The following is a 15,910-nucleotide window of genomic DNA, read 5'->3' as shown; positions in this document are numbered from 1 at the left end:
CTCTACGCAACTTGTGGTTACTGCCAGAGCAGGACTGCAAAACCCGTGAATACGATATTGGCCAGGGCCAGGGGCAGCATAACTTTCCAACCCAGGTACATCAGCTGATCGTAACGCAGACGGGGGAAGGTCGCCCGGATCCAGATGAAGAAGAACATGAAAGCGAAGACCTTGATCAGGAAGTTGATCCAGCCGTAGAAGGGTCCGCCCCAACCGCCCCAGAACAGGGTCGCACCGATTGCCGAAACGGTAATCATATTGGCATATTCAGCCATGAAGAACAGGGCGTACTTCATGGAAGAATATTCGGTACAGAACCCGGAAACCAGTTCCGTTTCTGCTTCCGGCAGGTCAAACGGGGTCCGGTTGATCTCGGCCATGGAGCCGACGACAAACAGCAGGAAAGCCAGCGGCTGGGAAAACACAAACCAGTTCGGCAGCCAGCTCAGAGCAGCGATACCCCACAGGGGGCCTTGCTGGGCCAAGACGATGCCGCGCATGCTCAGGGTTTCGGAGAGCATGAAAATGGCCACGATGGACAGCCCTGCCGCCAGTTCGTAAGAGATCATCTGTGCGGTGGAGCGAATCCCACCGAGCAGCGAATACTTGCTGTTGGAGGCCAGCCCGGCGAGTACGATGCCGTAAACACCCAGTCCGGCCATGGCCAGGATGAAGAGAACGCCGATGTTAAGATCAGAAATCTGCATCGGTACGGTATACAGGACACCGTGATAGGTAAACTCGAGATCACCACCGAAGGGCACCACGCAGATCGCCACAAAGGCCGGGGCCAGGATCATCATCGGCGCCAGGATAAAAGCAAACCAGTGGGCCTGTGCCGGGATGATGTCCTCTTTGAAAAACAGCTTCAGACCATCGGCAATCGGTTGCAACAACCCCCGTGGACCGGTCATTGTCGGTCCCAGGCGGGTCTGCATGCTGCCAATAATCTTACGCTCGGCATAGGTAGCCCAAGCCACGATACAGAGCATCACGACAAATGCCACCGCGATCTTCAACAACATGGCCACGGTAAACAGCAGGGGTGTTTTCGAGAGTGTCAGAACTTCTGGCGTCATGACCATCCTCTTCCTTCGTCAGTCTATGGCATTTCTGCCGATTTCAGCCGGTTGCGACCACCGGCAATCCAAAAAAACCGAATTAACCTTTTTTCACATCAACCGCGATCACAGCCTGACCGGTATAAATTCTGTTCAGTCCAAGCGCCGGGAAGTGATAAGGAGCAAACAACACTCCTTTCGGCAACCGCCGGTCAATCTTCACCTTGGCCTGGATTTCACCGCCCTCGGCTTTGAGTTTGAGCATATCGCCTTCGGCAACCTTCAGTTCCACCGCATCATCACGGCAAAGCTCCACATAGGGTTCGGGAACCACGGCCAATGGCCCTTTGGCATGAACCGAAACGGTTCCGCTGTGGTACAGGGCGCTGCCGACCAGCAACTGATAAGGTGCCTCAAGCGCTTGTCCAGCGGCGACCGGGATCAGTTTTCTGCTCACCAGCGTCAAGGTTTCACCGCCCCAGACATGCCCCTGGGGACCGATCTGCTCGACGCTGATTCCTGCATAGCCCGGGACCTCGGCGCTGAGTGCTGCGAAAGTGGCAGCAGGAGTCGCGGGAACCGCACTGCCCAGAGCTTTGAGCAGGCTCTGCAGAATGGCAAAGTCGGTTTTCGCCTCCCCGGGAGACTTGATCCCGACCCGCAGGCGTTGAATCCGCCGCTCGGCATTGGTAAAGGTACCGTCTTTTTCCGCAAAGGAGGTCGCCGGCAGAACAACATCGGCGGTCTTGGCGGTCGCGCTCAGGAACAGGTCCTGGACCACGGTAAAGGTCTTGTCAAGAGCTTGCTCAACCAGGGCGCGATCCGGATAGGACACCAGCGGATCTTCACCGAGCAGATAAAGCGCTTTCAGCTCACCCGCGGCAGCGGCACGCAACATCGGTTTAACCCCCAGGCCTGTTTCCCCCGGCAGAATCCCCAGATCGATGGCACCTTGGCTGTTAGCCTTTTCACCGCAGACATAGAGTCCGGAGCCGGGACGTCCGGCGATACCGGTAAGCAGAGCCAGATTGGCAGCAGCAATCCCAAGTTCTTTGCTGTACGCCGTGTAAGGCAAGCCATAGGCCAGCAGAATTGCCGCATTTTCCGCCGCGGCCAGTTCCCGGGCGGTCTGCTGGATCGCTTCGGCGGCAACTCCGGTAACGGCGGCAACCTGTTCAGGACTGTAGTCTTTCAGAGCGATCGTCAGTTCGGCCAGCCCCTCCAGACCATCAGCCTTGACCAGGTCTTCGGCAATCAGGACATGACACAGGGCGTTCAGAACATTCAGCTCCAGACCGGGTTTGTGCAGCAGGGTCCGGGCATGGGGCAAACGGCCTAATTTACCAACTTTGTCGGCAACCACCGACAGCTGGGCTTCATTCCGCCGAATCGCCTGATTGACCACCATCCCGAACACCGGATGAGTCTCGTAAAAGTCGGAGCGGATCGCCAGAATAGCCTGGCAGTTTTCCACCTGCGGGAAGGTCGCAGTCGAAGCCTGAACGCCAAGAGTCTCTTTGAGCCCCTCGGTCAACCCCCGGTAGCATTCACCGCCGGAATGGTCGAGGTTGGCGGTACCGAGCGCCTTGGCCAGGTTTTTCACCAGGAACAGCTCTTCGTTGCTGAGACGTGCGCCGGAAATAATCCCGACCTGATCACCAGCTTCTTTCAGCCCGGCCACCACTGCAGCCAAAGCTTCGTCCCAGCTGGCTTCCTTAAGCTGGCCATCACGCCGCACCAGTGGCTTGGTCAGGCGCTCCTTGCTGTTGACATAGGAGTAGCCGAAGCGGCCACGGATACAGAGATTTCCGTCATTGACACCGGTTTGGTCATTGAAGCGGATGGTCTGCACTTCGTTGTCCTTGACCCCGAAAGTAACGGTACAACCGTTACCGCAATAACCGCAGACCGAATCAACCTCTTTGAGCTGCCAGGGACGAGCTTTGAACTTAAACGGTCGCGGCAAAATGGCTCCGACGGGGCACATGGAAACGCACTGTCCGCAGAACTCACAGTTCAGGCCGCGATCAAAAGCCGTGGCAATCTTGGTTTCAAAACCCCGATTGATAAATGAGTAGGATCCATAGCCAACGATTTCGTCACAGACCCGCACACATTTGCCACACAGCACACAGCGGTTCATGTTGCGCTCGATCAAAGGATTGATTTCATCCTTGGGCAGATCGAACTTTTCACCGCTGAAGCGGTTGGAAACGACCTGATACTCATAGGTCAGATCCTGCAGATCACATTCCCCACCCTTATCGCAGACCGGACAGTCGACAACGTGATTGACCAACAGAAACTCAAGCACCGTCTTACGCACTTTGCGAATTTCGTCGGACATGGTGGTGACAACCATCCCCTCGGTGACCGGGGTGGTACAGGACGGAATCAGACGGCCTTTCATCTGCTCAACTTCCACCAAACAGATGCGGCAGGCACCGTAAGGGAGAAGTTTTTTGGCGTAGCAAAGCACGGGAATATAAATCCCGTTCTCTTTGGCGGCCTGGTAGATCGTGGACGTCTTACTTGTTGTTATCTGTTTTCCGTCAATCGTTAGATTAACCATCTTGACCTCGTATTGCCCAAGCAGGGTATGCGTTTACTCGATAGCCATGAATCGGCAGGCGTCATAGCAGGATGTACAGCGGGTACATTTGTTCAGGTCGATGAAAGCAACCTGGCCTTTTTCCCAGGTAATCGCCTCAACCGGACAAACCCTGGGGCACATGCCGCATTTTTTACACTTGTCTTCAACCACCCGGAAGTGCAGCAACGGCTTACATGAGTGCGACGGGCATTCCTGCTCTTTGATATGGGCCTCATACTCATGACGGAAATAACGAATCGTTGAAAGAACCGGGTTCGGAGCCGTCTGCCCAAGTCCGCACAGCGAACTCTTCTTGATATCGTAGGCCATGTCCTGGAGCAGTTCGATATCGCCCTCACGCCCTTTGCCTTCGGTGATCCGCTCAAGGATTTCCAGCATGATTTTCAGACCGATACGGCAGGGGATACATTTCCCGCATGATTCGACCCGGGTAAAATTGAGAAAGAAGCGGGCGATGTCGACCATACAGGTCGTTTCGTCCATAACTACCAGGCCGCCTGAACCCATCATGGCGCCGGCCTTGATCAGTGAATCGTAATCGACTTCGGCATCCAGGGCCTCGGCCGGCAGACAGCCGCCGGATGGTCCACCTGCCTGAACCGCTTTAAATTTGCGGTTGTTGAGGATGCCGCCGCAGACATCGTAAATAACCTCTTTCATCGTGGTTCCGGCAGGAACCTCGACCAGACCGGTGTGCTTGACTTTGCCGGTCAGGGCGAAAATTTTGGTCCCCTTGGTCCCTTCGGTGCCGATGCTGGAATACCAGTCGGCGCCGTTATAAAAGATATAAGAGACGTTGGCATAGGTCTCGACGTTATTGATGTTGGTCGGCTTGCCCCACAGTCCCCGCACCGCCGGGAACGGCGGCCGCGGCCGTGACATGCCGCGATGCCCTTCGATGGACGCCATCAGGGCCGTCTCTTCACCGCAGACAAAGGCACCGGCACCGGCCTTGATGCGCATGTCCAGGTCAAAACCGAGCCCCATGCAGTTTTTCCCCAGGAAACCCTTTTCATAACAGGTATCGATGGCCATCTGCAGCCGCTTGATAGCCAGGGGATATTCAGCGCGGACATAAACATAGGCAAAGTTACAGCCGATGGCATAAGCGCCGATCATCATCCCTTCGATGAGCCCGTAGGGGTCGCCTTCCAGGATGGAGCGGTCCATAAACGCGCCCGGATCGCCTTCGTCAGCATTACAGATCAGGTACTTTTCAGTGCCCGGCGAGGCTTTGGCAAAGGTCCATTTCATGCCGGTCGGGAAACCACCGCCCCCCCGTCCCCGCAGGCCCGATTTCTTGACTTCGCTGATGACCTCATCCGGAGACATGGTGACCGCTTTTTTGATCCCCTGGAAGCCCCGGTGGGCAAGAAAATCATCCAGACTCTCGGCATCAATGGTTCCACACCGGGAAAAGATGATCCGTTGTTGTTTCTCAAGGAACTTGTGGTAATAGGGGCCGGCCACCTTTTTGGCGACGGGGCCCTCGCCCAGGATATGCTCCTCGACAATCTGCGGGACCAGCTCCGGGGTGACAAAATCATAGGTCACCGGCTCCTGACCGGGCATGCAGACGTCCACCAGCACATCATTGGCGCACAGTCCACGGCAACCGGTACCGTTGACATCACAGGCTTTGCCGATTTTTCCGGCGACACCCTGCTTTTCAAATTCCGCTTCGAAAGCGGCGACCACATCTGCTGCGCCGGAGGCCAGACCCCCGGTCCCAGTACAGATCAGAACTTTCATGTTTTCAGCAGTTTCGGACATAAAGCCTTCCTCAATACCGAGTACGGTGTATAACTTGAATCAGTCCATAGCCTGATATTTAGCGATAACTTCATCCATCTTCTGCACTGTCATACTGCCGTAAGTCGCATCATTGACCATGATGACCGGGGCCATCCCGCAGGCACCGATACAGGCCACATATTCGGCAGTAAATTTCAGGTCAGGAGTGGTTTCCGCATGGGCGACTCCAAGCCGGTCCTTGAGGGTCTCGCCGATCCGGCCGGCCCCCTTGACGTGGCAGGCTGTTCCCATACAGACCCGGATGATATATTTACCCCGCGGTTTGAGATGGAACTGCGCGTAAAAAGTCAGCACTCCGTAAATCTGGCTGGCATAGACATTCAGACGCTCGGCAGCAAGGTGAACAGTCTCTTCCGGAACATAACCATAGGCTTCCTGAATGCCCTGCAAAACTGGCATCAGGTTGCCATGCATGTCCAGATACTTGTCGATAACCTCATTTGCTGCGGTCAGATCGACTTCCTGCTCTTCGACCTGTTCTTGAACCTGCTCGGTGTTTTCTGTCATAACGTCCTCTTGCACACCTATTTAATTAACGATCGATTTCACCGAGAACGACATCAAGCGTCCCGATCACGGCGATAACGTCGGCCAGCATTTTTCCTTCAACCATCTGCGGCAAGGCCTGGAGATTGACAAAGGAAGGCGGGCGGATGCGCATCCGGTACGGATGGGCCGAGCCATCCGAAACCAGGTAATAACCCAATTCGCCTTTGGGGGCCTCAATACTCTGGAAGACTTCGCCAGGTTCCGGTTTGAAGCCTTCGGAGATAATCTTGAAGTGGTGGATCAACCCTTCGATGGTATTGACCACATCCTGCTTCGGCGGCAGCACGATTTGTGGGCAATCGGCGAGCACCGGGCCGGGCTTAAGCTTGTCCAGCGCCTGGAGAATAATCCGGCTGGCCTGACGCATTTCGTCGAGACGGACCTTGTAACGGGCAAAAGTGTCACCTTCGTCCCGGACCGGTACTTCGAAATCATATTCTTCATAGCCGCAATAGGGATTGTCGCGCCGCAGATCCCAATCGACCCCGGAACCGCGCAGGGCCGGACCGGTCAGGCCAACATCAATGGCTGCTTCGGCACTGATGTGTCCAACGCCGATAGTCCGTTTCTGCCAGATTTTATTGCCGGTCAGCAGTCCCTCATACTCTTCGATATGGGCGGGCATTGATTCGGTGAAGGTGCGGATCTCCTGCTCCAGGCCATCGGGCAGATCAGCGGACAAGCCACCGACCCGGAAATAGCTGGAGGTCATCCGCGCACCGGAAACCTTTTCGTAGATATCCATGATGCATTCGCGTTCACGGAAGCAATACAGAAAGACCGTCATTGCCCCGATATCCAGGGCGTGGGTGGCCAGCCAGACCAGGTGGCTTTTGAGCCGGGTCAGTTCCGCCATAATGACACGGACCCGCTGAGCCCGTTCTGGAATCTTGTCCGTTATTCCAAGTAACTTTTCAACGGCCAGAACATAGCCGAGATTGTTGCTCATCGGGGCCAGGTAATCCAACCGGTCGGTCAACGGAATCACCTGATGATAGGTCCGGTGCTCCGAAAGCTTTTCCACCCCGCGATGGAGAAACCCGATATGGGGAGTCGCCTTCTTGACAATCTCGCCATCGAGCTCAAGGATCAGCTGCAACACGCCGTGGGTCGACGGGTGCTGGGGCCCCATGTTGATGGTCATTGTTTCGGTGGTATTTGCTGCCATGTTATGCCTCGTCCTGTTAAGGAATATCTAAAATCATCAATTAGGAGAGTCGGCCTTGATAAGGCTCGCGATCAGGCCCCTGAACCGGATAGTCCTTGCGTAACGGGTGACCTTCCCAGTCGGCCGGCATGAGAATCCGCCGCGGATCCGGGTGATTGTTGAAAACGATCCCCATCAGATCCCAGACTTCCCGCTCCAGCCAGTTCGCTGTCGACCAGACACCACTGACCGTATCGATGGAAGCAGCCCGCTCTTCAACCGGAGCTTTCAGGCGAATCCGCCGTTTGGTCGTAATGTTATAAAGGTTGTAAACCACCATGAAACGGGGGGCCTGCCCAAGATAATCGACAGAGCAGAGATCGCAAAGCAGGTTATAACCGCAATCGTTCCGCATAAAGCTGCAGATATCCACAATCTGTTCTTTTTTAACGGTGACGGTTGTTTCACCACGATATTCAACAACGTCCAGAATCTCCGCGGAGAATCTACTCTTCAACTTTTCAACAATCGCTTGATCGCTCATTGACTTATCCCTGTTATTGGCAGAGGCGCTCAGGCCTCACGGATGACTTCACCGACGCCGATAGCTGCACCGAAGGTATTGCGTTCCGATCTGATTTTCTCTTGCAGCTTCATCAGGCCATAGAGCAACCCTTCCGGGCGCGGCGGGCAGCCGGGGATATAGACATCGACCGGCAATGCTTCGTCGATCCCCTGAACCGTACTGTAGGTATCGAAAATTCCGCCGGAGGAGGCACAGGCTCCCATGGCGATGACATAGCGCGGCTCCGGCATCTGCTCATAGACGGTCTGGATAACCGGCAGCATCTTCTTGGTCACGGTCCCGGCGATAATGATGACATCGGCCTGCCGTGGTGAGGCGCGGAACAGAATCCCCATCCGGTCAAGGTCAAAACGGGCAGCACCCGTTGCCATCATCTCGATCGCACAACAGGCCAGCCCGAAAGTCATCGGCCACATGGAACTGGCACGCGACCAGTTGACCAGTTTGTCCAGACTCGTTGTAATAAAGCCGCTGCCAAGCGTTTTGGGCTGCTCTACTCCCATTCCAGAGCTCCTTTTTTCCATACATAGATAAAGCCGACGAGAAGGATAATGATAAACACTCCCATCTCCACAAAGCCGAAAATCCCCAGGCGCTTAAACATAATGGCCCACGGATAAAGAAAAACGGCTTCAATATCGAAGAGAATGAAAAGCATGGCAATAATATAGAATTTGATGGAGAAACGCTCTTGAGCCGTACCGATCAAGGGCATTCCACATTCGTACGGTGCCAGCTTGACCGCACTGGGCTTTTTCACCCCGATAAGGCGGGACAGAACCACCGAGCCGATTGAAAAAGCGAAGGCGATGCCGATCACGACCAGAATCGGCAAGTAAATATCCAGCATAGAAACCGCTCCTTCCATTGAAGAAATTGGACCCCTTGCCGTGTCCATTGAAATTGATAGAACATGTCACAGCGTGTCGAAAATTAGGACACTTCACGGCGACATGTCAAGCAAAAAATACAGTATACAGTATGCAATTAACCCGACCGTTTTGATCTTCTTTTCGGCCGATATTACTGAAGTTTTGAATATTTATGATTTCTTTAAAGAGGGGAAATTGCAACGGTTGCGGAACGCGACCGCACCGACCATTAAATAAAACCCTGTTTGTTTGCGACGATCCGAAGCTCCATTTCCTGCTTTTTCAAGCCCAGCAGTCACGCGGGTAATTAAAGCACAGATCGGGAAAGCTTTCCAACTATAAAATAATACTATTCAAAAGGATAATAAATCTACAGATAAGGATAGTATTTCTAAAAATCGAAACCCTGCCAACCTTCCCTTCACCGGTCAGCCGGTCGGCCGCATCGCCTTTAGGCACTGCCGCTCCCTGGCAAGCTCAACAGCTTAAACCCAGCCGGACCGGATGAGCAGCAGTGGCCGCAGTGGAGCCTAACCAGCCGCAACAATCAATGCGGCCAGCTCGTCCCCGGCAAAGCTGTACTGCTGCTTACAATATTCGCAGGTCACCGTCACCTCCGGCTGCTCGGCCGCCAGCGTCTCCAGCTCCTGCCGGCCGAAACCGATCAACATCTGCTCAATCCGGCTGCGATTACAGGGACAGTGGAAACTCAACTCGGTGGTTTCCTGGACTCGGAAGGCCAGACTGGCAAAAAGCCGGGACGCTATCTCCGCCGGCGTCATACCTTCCCGCAGCATGGTGGTGGTCGGCGGCAGTCGCTTGATTCTGGCGATCATCTGCTCAACCTGCCCCTCATCCCCCGGCGGCAGGGCCTGCACCAGAAAACCACCAGCCACGGCAACCCGCCCCTGCTGGTCCAGCTCAACCCCCAGTCCAAGACTGGAGGGGACCTGCTCCGAACTGCTCAAGTACCAGGCAAGGTCCTCGGCAATCTCACTGCTTTGCAGCTGCACCATACTCTGATAAGGATTCTTCAGGCCGAGATCCTTCCAGACATGAAGAAATCCGGCCTTGCCAATGGCGCCGGCCACATCGAAGCGGCCGTCTCTGGGCGGCAGATTGGTCACCGGGTTGGCAACCGAACCACGCACTCGGCCAGCGGCATCCGCCTCCACCCGCAGCTTCCCAAGCGGTCCATTCCCTTCCACCAGCAGGGCCAGCCGTTGCTGCCCCTTGAGCAGGCAACCCAACAACGCGCCACCGGTCAACAGGCGCCCCAACGCCACCGAAGCCGTGACATCGGCCTGCTGGGCCGTGCAGACCGTGCGTACCAGGTCGCTCGTTACCGCCACGACCCCACGCAGCAACCCATCTTCACTGACGACTCGAATAAGATGATCCTTCATTTCTGTTTCAACCTCATAGCCTCTTCTAAATTTGTTTTTCGCCAGCTCTCTGTCGGACTGCCACCCGCCTCACCCGGAAGCTCAGTTTCTCAGTCGATAGCCCCTGCCAATCATCCAGGCCGCCCAGACGAACAGCCCGCCGGCCATGGCCAGGCTGACCCCGAAAGAGACCAGGAAACTGGTATCACCGACCCCGATAACGGCATGACGGAAGCCATCGATCAGATAAAAAAGCGGGTTCAGGTAAGACAGTCTGGCCCAGTGGGCCGGCAGTATGGAGATCGGATAAAACACTCCGCCCAGGTAAATCAATGGCAGGATCAGGAAATTGCTGAACATCGACAGAGTATCAAAATTGTGCGCGTAAATCGCCGCGATCAGCCCGAACTGGGCAAACAGGAAGCTGGCAATCATGGCCATCAGCACCGCCAACAGTGGAGAGGTCCAGGGCAGCTGAGCAAAAAAGGTCGAGATAATCAGCACCACGCCACCCACCAGCAGCCCCCGCAACATGGCTGCCAGAGTGTAGGCCAAAATGAATTGTGGCGGCGTGACCGGGGTCACCAGCAGATCGACAATCCCCCCCAGATAGCGGGACATGAACAGAGATGACGAAGTATTGGCAAAGGAGTTATTGATCACCCCCATGATAATCAGTCCCGGGATGACAAACTGGGCATAGCTGAATCCTTCGAGCACACTCAATCTATTGCCGAGCGTGGCTCCGAACACAAACAGGTACAGCGACGCGGTCACGATCGGGGTGAGCAGGGTCTGTTTGGCAACCCGCAGAAAACGCAGAACCTCTTTACTGAACAGGGTATAAAAAGGCAACCAGGGGTAAAACCGGTTATTTGAGTCGGTCACCATGGACACCTCCATTGACTCCGGTCAGTTGGATAAAGACCTCTTCCAGGCCGCTCTGATCGGTCTCGATATCGCGGATTTTAAACCCAAGCCGACACACCTGGCCGAGCAGATCGCCGGCACTCTCCCCGGCAGGAAGATTCAGCAGCAGTTCTTTGCCGTCCCCTTTGAGGCGTGGCGAATAGGCATCCAGACCGGTGGGCATCTCCGGCAAGGGTTGCTCCAGCCAGAAGCGGAGCTGCCGATTGGAAAGTCGCCGCACCAGTTCATGGGTCGCTTCCATGGCGATCAGGTCACCATGATTCATAATAGCAATACGATCACACATCTGCTCCGCCTCTTCCAGATAATGGGTGGTCAGCAGAATGGTGGTGCCATGCTCATTGATCTCGCGAACGAACTCCCACAGGCCATGACGCAGCTCGACATCCACTCCGGCGGTCGGCTCGTCAAGGATCAACAGCCTGGGGCGATGAATCAACGCCTTGGCAATCATAAAGCGGCGCTTCATCCCTCCGGACAGTTTGATCATGATCTTGTCCAGATGCGGGCGCAGGTCAAGGCGATCAATCAGCAGGCTGCGCCAGTCCGGATCGTCCTTGACACCGTAATAGCCGGCGTGCATTTTCAAGGCCTGGCCAATGGTAAAGAAATTATCGGTCACGATCTCCTGATGGACCACCCCGAGCAGCCGTCGGGTGTGCCGGTAGTCGCGCCGGTTGTCATGACCGAACGCGGAAATCCGCCCACCGCCGATGCGCGATACCCCGGCGATCATGTTGATGATGGTACTCTTGCCGGCGCCGTTGGGACCGAGCAGACCGAAGATTTCACCATCTTCAATGGCAAAACTGACCCCGTTGACCGCGACTTTTCCATCAAACGATTTGTATAGGTTTTCTATCTCCAAAGCATTCATGGCGCGACTATACCTCTCCCCATGCCACCTGACAAGTCATCAGCACAGAGAAAGCAACACCCACCTCTGACTCAATGAATACCGTGATCAGGACAATGCCTTGACTTGCCCTGCGAACCATGCCGATGATAATGAGTAGCAAGCTTAACACGATTACACAGAACTCGCTGCCGGAGAAAAAATGGTCAAAACCTTTCGAACAATCCGCTCCTATCTGCTCGCCCGGTTTTATGACCGGGCCATGGCTGGCGTTGAAAAACGCTGCCTCGGCGTCTGGCGGCACGAACTGCTCCACCGGGCGCAAGGCGACCTGCTTGAAATCGGAGCCGGAACCGGCCTGAATCTCCAGTATTATCCGCTGGAGCGGTTGCGGGTCTGGTTGAGCGAACCGGACCGGCTGATGCGTCGACAATTGGCCCGAAAAACCGCCAATCTCCCGGACGGCCGGATTCAGCTCAAACCCTGGCCTGCCGAGACCATCGCCATGCCGGATGCCTCCTTTGACACCATTGTCTCAACCCTGGTACTGTGCTCGGTCGACGATCTCGCGGCCAGCCTGGAGGAAATATTTCGTCTACTGCGCCCCGGTGGCCGATTGCTGTTTCTGGAACATATCATTGCCGAGCAACCCGGACTCAGACGCTGGCAGCAACGGATTGAACCCTTCTGGAGCTGCTGCGCCGGGAATTGTCGGTTGACCCGTGATACCGCAGCAGCCATTTGCGCCGCCGGGCTGGAGATGGAACAGTTGACCGAAGCGCCGCTCTGCGGTGCCCCGGCTTTTGTGAACAGAACCATCCGCGGCAGCGCCCGCAAACCCTAACTCCTCATTTGGGTGGAATCATCTATGGACCTGACCACTCCGGCTCTCCTGTTCCCGGCTATTTCATTGCTGCTGTTGGCCTACACCAACCGTTTCCTGGTCCTTGCCCAGTTGATCCGCCAGCTCCACAGCCAGCGAGCGACTATGACCGAAATGGTCATTCGTCAGATCAGCAACCTGCGGCTGCGGCTGATTCTGATCAAAGCGATGCAGGGGCTCGGAGTCCTCAGCTTTCTGCTCTGCGTGCTGACCATGTTGTTGCTATTTCTGAAGTGGATGGTTCCGGCCGAATGGATATTTGCCATCAGCATCTGCCTGCTGGCGCTTTCTCTGCTCTGTTCATTACTGGAAATCGCCATTAGTACCAAAGCGATCGAAATCGAACTGGAAGATCTGGAGAACCTGGCTGACGAAGAGAAATCCCTGTAGCGGAACGCTTCCAGGGTGACAATAAGCTGTGTTGCTGAGAAAAGCCAGCGCCTGGCCCGGACGAGACAGGCCGGACCGCAGCACCACCCCTTCGCGAAGCCGTTGCCGAACCGGTCAATCCACTAACTTATCCAGTTCAGCCAGGATCTCTTTCTGCTCCTGAATCTGCTCGTGATAGTAGTTCCAGATGTGATAGCTCTGCAGGCCGAGGATAGTCAGGCCGACCACGAAAACCGCCCAGAAATTTTCATTCAGGGAATTGGTCAGGTGATAGAAGCCGTAAAAGCCTCCGAGATAGGCAAAATGCGGCAGACCACTGGCGGGTTTTTTATTCCCAGCCATTTGGGTCAAAACCATGATCAGGGCGGAAAAAGCATACACCACCAGAGCCCAGTTGATCATATAGGGGTTCGGTCCCTTGCCGAGAAAGGCATGTACCTCTTCGCTCAACGAAGGCAGAATCGCAAAATCCCGAAACGCCCCCATACTCAGCAAAGTGAACAGGGCAAGCAACCAAAGGCCGGAGCTGGAGCGTAATTCAAGCCTCTTGATCTTGGCCTGAACCTGTTTCCGCAACGGATTGATGTCCGGCAGGGGCTCCTCCGGTTCGTGATTCGTCGGGTCGATCATCTGACTCCCTACCTGCGGGTTCCAATGCTTTCAAATCCTGCCGGGCCTGATCCCTCTGTCTGACCAGGGTACGAAAATCACGGTTTAATTTGCCCAGTTTGTGATCCGATTTGGGCAGATCCGCCTCAGCCGTCCCTGCGGCGGCCTGTTCTACATTATAAGTCAAGCGCAAGATCGGGAGAAAGAGATTCACTCTGAGCAGTGCAGTGACCCCGCCGACGGTCAGGAACAGGACCATGACACTGAAAGCTATCATTCGACTTCTGAGCAGAGCAAGGGTTTTCTCCAAGTTGGCGCTGGACAGTCCGATACTTAGGAAACCAAGCACCGGCTTGCTATCGGCGTGAAAATGACACGCGGCGGTGGAGCACTGGGGCTCGTTGAGAATAGGCATGGTTACGGCGATAAAGCCGTTATCGTGATCGACCTTGTACTGGGTCGCCTCCCGCTCGGGATGGCCATCCTTCATCAGCGAAGTCGACCAGCGGTCCACTTCGGGGGCAAAGGTTTTACCGACCGGTTCCTGCTCGAAGTCGGAAAATTTAGGGGTTCCCTGCGGGTCATAAATCCGGACCCGCTCGACACCGTCAAGAGTATCGACATTGGCCAGAATATTCCGCAACGAATCCCGATCATCCTCCATCATTGCATAATGGGTCGATTTATAGACCGTAACGACCAGATCATCCACATGTCTGACTGCTTCGGCAGTCATGTCCGACTTGATAAAAGAATACAGGAGCAGACAGCCGAAGATGACAAAACCGGTGACAGCTATTGTGACCGGCACAATAGCCCTGGCAATCAGATTATCAAACATACTCCCTCTCTTTTCATGGTCCCGGGACGGACATTTGCCCGCCCGGGACCGCCGCCGTCAGGCGCTTGCAGATACTTCTTCTCTTGCTATCGCCACCGCCGGAACCTTGGCTTCAACTTCCACCGGACTGGCTTTGAGCTGGTAGAGAATCGGTAACCGGTTCAGGATAAAGCGATAAGTGGTCACGTAGATGGCAAAAATGGTAATCGAAATTATCACTTCCAGAACATGGGGAATCTCCTGATAGAGATTCCAGTTAAAAGCAATCAGGGCCGTGTTGAGCCGGTTCAGCAGAATTCCCAGGACCGTAATCAACGCCCCGAGCCGGCACACCCCGACCAGGCGATGATGAATACCAAAAGACAGCAGAATTAATGGGAGAATAACACCGAAACCGATCTCAAACAACCACCAAGCTCCCCAGCCGGTCGCCAGATAGGCCCATTCGTTGTCATGGGCGACAGCCAGGAATTTGATGAACAGGTAGGTGATCAAACCCATCACCGCGCCTTTGGCAAGGGAGATGGTGATGCGGTCAAGGCTCTCGATAAACCGCTGGTCACAGCGCCAGCGCATGGTATAGAAGACCACCGTACTCACTGTGATCACCATGCACAGCCCGGCCGGGATCGACGAGACGAAAAAATGAATCCACTGGAAAGATGCCGAGTACCAGAGCGGATGGACCTTGCCGGGCGCATACACAAACAACGCTCCCAATGCCCCCTGATGCAGGGTCGACAAGATGATCCCGGCCACGGTCAGCCCCACGGTCCCCTTGCGGATGAATTCATAGCCGCGGGGAAAACCGATCCACTCGAAAAAAGCCGTCGATACTTCGGCAACCTGAACTGATAGATAAGTGGCCACATGCCAGCCGACCAGGAACAGGACCGCGGCCGGCCCCCAGGAATAGACCATGGGATAGGCCAGGCGCCAGGGCTGCCCCAGATCGACCAGCAGGTAAACCACCGCAAAGAAATAACCGAGCAAACCGTTGAGCAGGGCCAGTCGCTCTATCGGCTCGAAATCATGGCGCCCGAAAATCTCCACCGTGGTACCAAGCATGAACCCGGACGCCGACAACGGCACCATGCAGAACAGGCCGAAGCCAAGGAACAGGCCCCAGGGGTAATCATAGGAGCTGTGGGTCACTGCTCCCAGCCCGAAAATATAGCGATAGATAATCGCCGGAATACCGATGGCAAAAATAATCGCCAGCAGCCAGTTGAATTTATTCCGCAGCACTTGGCCGAGATATTGATCCAGCGTCAGTCCGAGCAGCAGCTTTTCCATCAGGGTCCATTTCTGCCCGTTCGGCTTGACGGCCGAATCATGCGGTTTGACTCCGTAGGTTGCTAATTTTTTCATG

General features: G+C 55.2%; 16 protein-coding genes. 2 read left to right on the top strand and 14 right to left on the bottom strand.

Annotated elements, in window-relative coordinates:
• Positions 1 to 17: 17 nt before the first annotated feature.
• The 11 genes from nuoH to N909_RS0111050 form a co-directional block, all read right to left on the bottom strand.
• The gene (nuoH, locus tag N909_RS0111105; protein ID WP_029915027.1) at positions 18 to 1,079 is read right to left on the bottom strand and encodes an NADH-quinone oxidoreductase subunit NuoH; all 1,062 of its coding nucleotides are present in this window, start codon (positions 1,077 to 1,079) and stop codon (positions 18 to 20) included.
• Between the two features lie 82 nt (positions 1,080 to 1,161).
• Positions 1,162 to 3,633: an NADH-quinone oxidoreductase subunit NuoG gene (gene nuoG / locus N909_RS0111100; protein WP_029915024.1), complete on the bottom strand. Its 2,472-nt coding sequence runs from the start codon at positions 3,631 to 3,633 to the stop codon at positions 1,162 to 1,164.
• Between the two features lie 33 nt (positions 3,634 to 3,666).
• Entirely contained in the window at positions 3,667 to 5,448 is a 1,782-nt protein-coding gene (gene nuoF, locus N909_RS0111095; protein WP_029915022.1) for an NADH-quinone oxidoreductase subunit NuoF, read from the bottom strand.
• A 39-nt stretch (positions 5,449 to 5,487) separates the two neighbouring features.
• Positions 5,488 to 5,997: an NADH-quinone oxidoreductase subunit NuoE gene (gene nuoE, locus N909_RS0111090; RefSeq protein ID WP_029915020.1), complete on the bottom strand. Its 510-nt coding sequence runs from the start codon at positions 5,995 to 5,997 to the stop codon at positions 5,488 to 5,490.
• A gap of 25 nt (positions 5,998 to 6,022) precedes the next feature.
• A complete protein-coding gene (gene nuoD, locus N909_RS0111085; RefSeq protein ID WP_029915019.1) occupies positions 6,023 to 7,207 on the bottom strand; it encodes an NADH dehydrogenase (quinone) subunit D in 1,185 nt (394 codons plus the stop codon).
• Positions 7,208 to 7,247: 40 nt separating this feature from the next.
• Positions 7,248 to 7,730 (bottom strand): NADH-quinone oxidoreductase subunit C, encoded by a 483-nt coding sequence (locus tag N909_RS0111080; RefSeq protein WP_029915010.1) that lies wholly within the window; start codon positions 7,728 to 7,730, stop codon positions 7,248 to 7,250.
• 29 nt (positions 7,731 to 7,759) lie between these two features.
• Complete coding sequence (locus N909_RS0111075; protein ID WP_029915008.1) at positions 7,760 to 8,275, bottom strand: NADH-quinone oxidoreductase subunit B; 516 nt, start codon at positions 8,273 to 8,275, stop codon at positions 7,760 to 7,762.
• Positions 8,266 to 8,622, bottom strand: coding sequence for an NADH-quinone oxidoreductase subunit A (locus N909_RS0111070; RefSeq protein WP_029915006.1), 357 nt, complete (start codon positions 8,620 to 8,622; stop codon positions 8,266 to 8,268). Before N909_RS0111070 ends, N909_RS0111075 begins: the two co-directional genes overlap by 10 nt.
• Positions 8,623 to 9,174: 552 nt before the next feature.
• A complete protein-coding gene (hslO, locus tag N909_RS0111060) occupies positions 9,175 to 10,050 on the bottom strand; it encodes an Hsp33 family molecular chaperone HslO (RefSeq protein WP_029915004.1) in 876 nt (291 codons plus the stop codon).
• 81 nt (positions 10,051 to 10,131) lie between these two features.
• Positions 10,132 to 10,920 (bottom strand): ABC transporter permease, encoded by a 789-nt coding sequence (locus N909_RS0111055; RefSeq protein ID WP_029915002.1) that lies wholly within the window; start codon positions 10,918 to 10,920, stop codon positions 10,132 to 10,134.
• The gene (locus N909_RS0111050) at positions 10,901 to 11,836 is read right to left on the bottom strand and encodes an ABC transporter ATP-binding protein (RefSeq protein WP_029915000.1); all 936 of its coding nucleotides are present in this window, start codon (positions 11,834 to 11,836) and stop codon (positions 10,901 to 10,903) included. Before N909_RS0111050 ends, N909_RS0111055 begins: the two co-directional genes overlap by 20 nt.
• 181 nt (positions 11,837 to 12,017) lie before the next feature.
• Between N909_RS0111050 and N909_RS0111045 the strand changes: the two genes are divergently transcribed.
• Both N909_RS0111045 and N909_RS0111040 read left to right on the top strand, forming a co-directional pair.
• Positions 12,018 to 12,659: a class I SAM-dependent methyltransferase gene (locus N909_RS0111045; RefSeq protein WP_029914999.1), complete on the top strand. Its 642-nt coding sequence runs from the start codon at positions 12,018 to 12,020 to the stop codon at positions 12,657 to 12,659.
• Positions 12,660 to 12,683: 24 nt separating this feature from the next.
• Positions 12,684 to 13,088 (top strand): DUF2721 domain-containing protein, encoded by a 405-nt coding sequence (locus N909_RS0111040; RefSeq protein ID WP_029914997.1) that lies wholly within the window; start codon positions 12,684 to 12,686, stop codon positions 13,086 to 13,088.
• Positions 13,089 to 13,202: 114 nt separating this feature from the next.
• On the opposite strand, the gene N909_RS0111035 is transcribed toward N909_RS0111040, so the two are convergent.
• From N909_RS0111035 to N909_RS0111025, 3 genes are read right to left on the bottom strand one after another with little or no spacing between them, the layout of a single operon-like run.
• Positions 13,203 to 13,718, bottom strand: a complete 516-nt coding sequence (locus N909_RS0111035; protein WP_029914995.1) for a hypothetical protein — start codon at positions 13,716 to 13,718, stop codon at positions 13,203 to 13,205.
• On the bottom strand, positions 13,627 to 14,538 hold the full coding sequence (locus tag N909_RS23830; RefSeq protein WP_051689697.1) for a hypothetical protein: 912 nt from the start codon (positions 14,536 to 14,538) through the stop codon (positions 13,627 to 13,629). Before N909_RS23830 ends, N909_RS0111035 begins: the two co-directional genes overlap by 92 nt.
• Positions 14,539 to 14,595: 57 nt before the next feature.
• A complete protein-coding gene (locus N909_RS0111025; protein WP_029914991.1) occupies positions 14,596 to 15,909 on the bottom strand; it encodes a polysulfide reductase NrfD family protein in 1,314 nt (437 codons plus the stop codon).
• Position 15,910: the final 1 nt, after the last annotated feature.

Origin of the sequence: Pelobacter seleniigenes DSM 18267, assembly GCF_000711225.1 — a bacterium.
In the GTDB taxonomy this organism is placed as follows: domain Bacteria; phylum Desulfobacterota; class Desulfuromonadia; order Desulfuromonadales; family Geopsychrobacteraceae; genus Seleniibacterium; species Seleniibacterium seleniigenes.
The sequence above is the reverse complement of the archived record's forward strand: the minus strand, read 5'-3'. Positions and strand labels throughout refer to the sequence as shown.

Coding starts and splice junctions, on each gene's coding strand:
- N909_RS0111045 (WP_029914999.1), top strand. CDS start 12,018: ATGGTCAAAACCTTTCGAACAATCCGCTCCTATCTGCTCGCCCGGTTT.
- N909_RS0111050 (WP_029915000.1), bottom strand. CDS start 11,836: ATGAATGCTTTGGAGATAGAAAACCTATACAAATCGTTTGATGGAAAA.
- N909_RS0111075 (WP_029915008.1), bottom strand. CDS start 8,275: ATGGGAGTAGAGCAGCCCAAAACGCTTGGCAGCGGCTTTATTACAACG.
- nuoH (WP_029915027.1), bottom strand. CDS start 1,079: ATGACGCCAGAAGTTCTGACACTCTCGAAAACACCCCTGCTGTTTACC.
- nuoE (WP_029915020.1), bottom strand. CDS start 5,997: ATGACAGAAAACACCGAGCAGGTTCAAGAACAGGTCGAAGAGCAGGAA.
- nuoF (WP_029915022.1), bottom strand. CDS start 5,448: ATGTCCGAAACTGCTGAAAACATGAAAGTTCTGATCTGTACTGGGACC.
- N909_RS0111080 (WP_029915010.1), bottom strand. CDS start 7,730: ATGAGCGATCAAGCGATTGTTGAAAAGTTGAAGAGTAGATTCTCCGCG.
- hslO (WP_029915004.1), bottom strand. CDS start 10,050: ATGAAGGATCATCTTATTCGAGTCGTCAGTGAAGATGGGTTGCTGCGT.
- N909_RS0111055 (WP_029915002.1), bottom strand. CDS start 10,920: ATGGTGACCGACTCAAATAACCGGTTTTACCCCTGGTTGCCTTTTTAT.
- nuoD (WP_029915019.1), bottom strand. CDS start 7,207: ATGGCAGCAAATACCACCGAAACAATGACCATCAACATGGGGCCCCAG.
- N909_RS0111035 (WP_029914995.1), bottom strand. CDS start 13,718: ATGATCGACCCGACGAATCACGAACCGGAGGAGCCCCTGCCGGACATC.
- N909_RS0111070 (WP_029915006.1), bottom strand. CDS start 8,622: ATGCTGGATATTTACTTGCCGATTCTGGTCGTGATCGGCATCGCCTTC.
- N909_RS0111025 (WP_029914991.1), bottom strand. CDS start 15,909: ATGAAAAAATTAGCAACCTACGGAGTCAAACCGCATGATTCGGCCGTC.
- N909_RS23830 (WP_051689697.1), bottom strand. CDS start 14,538: ATGTTTGATAATCTGATTGCCAGGGCTATTGTGCCGGTCACAATAGCT.
- N909_RS0111040 (WP_029914997.1), top strand. CDS start 12,684: ATGGACCTGACCACTCCGGCTCTCCTGTTCCCGGCTATTTCATTGCTG.
- nuoG (WP_029915024.1), bottom strand. CDS start 3,633: ATGGTTAATCTAACGATTGACGGAAAACAGATAACAACAAGTAAGACG.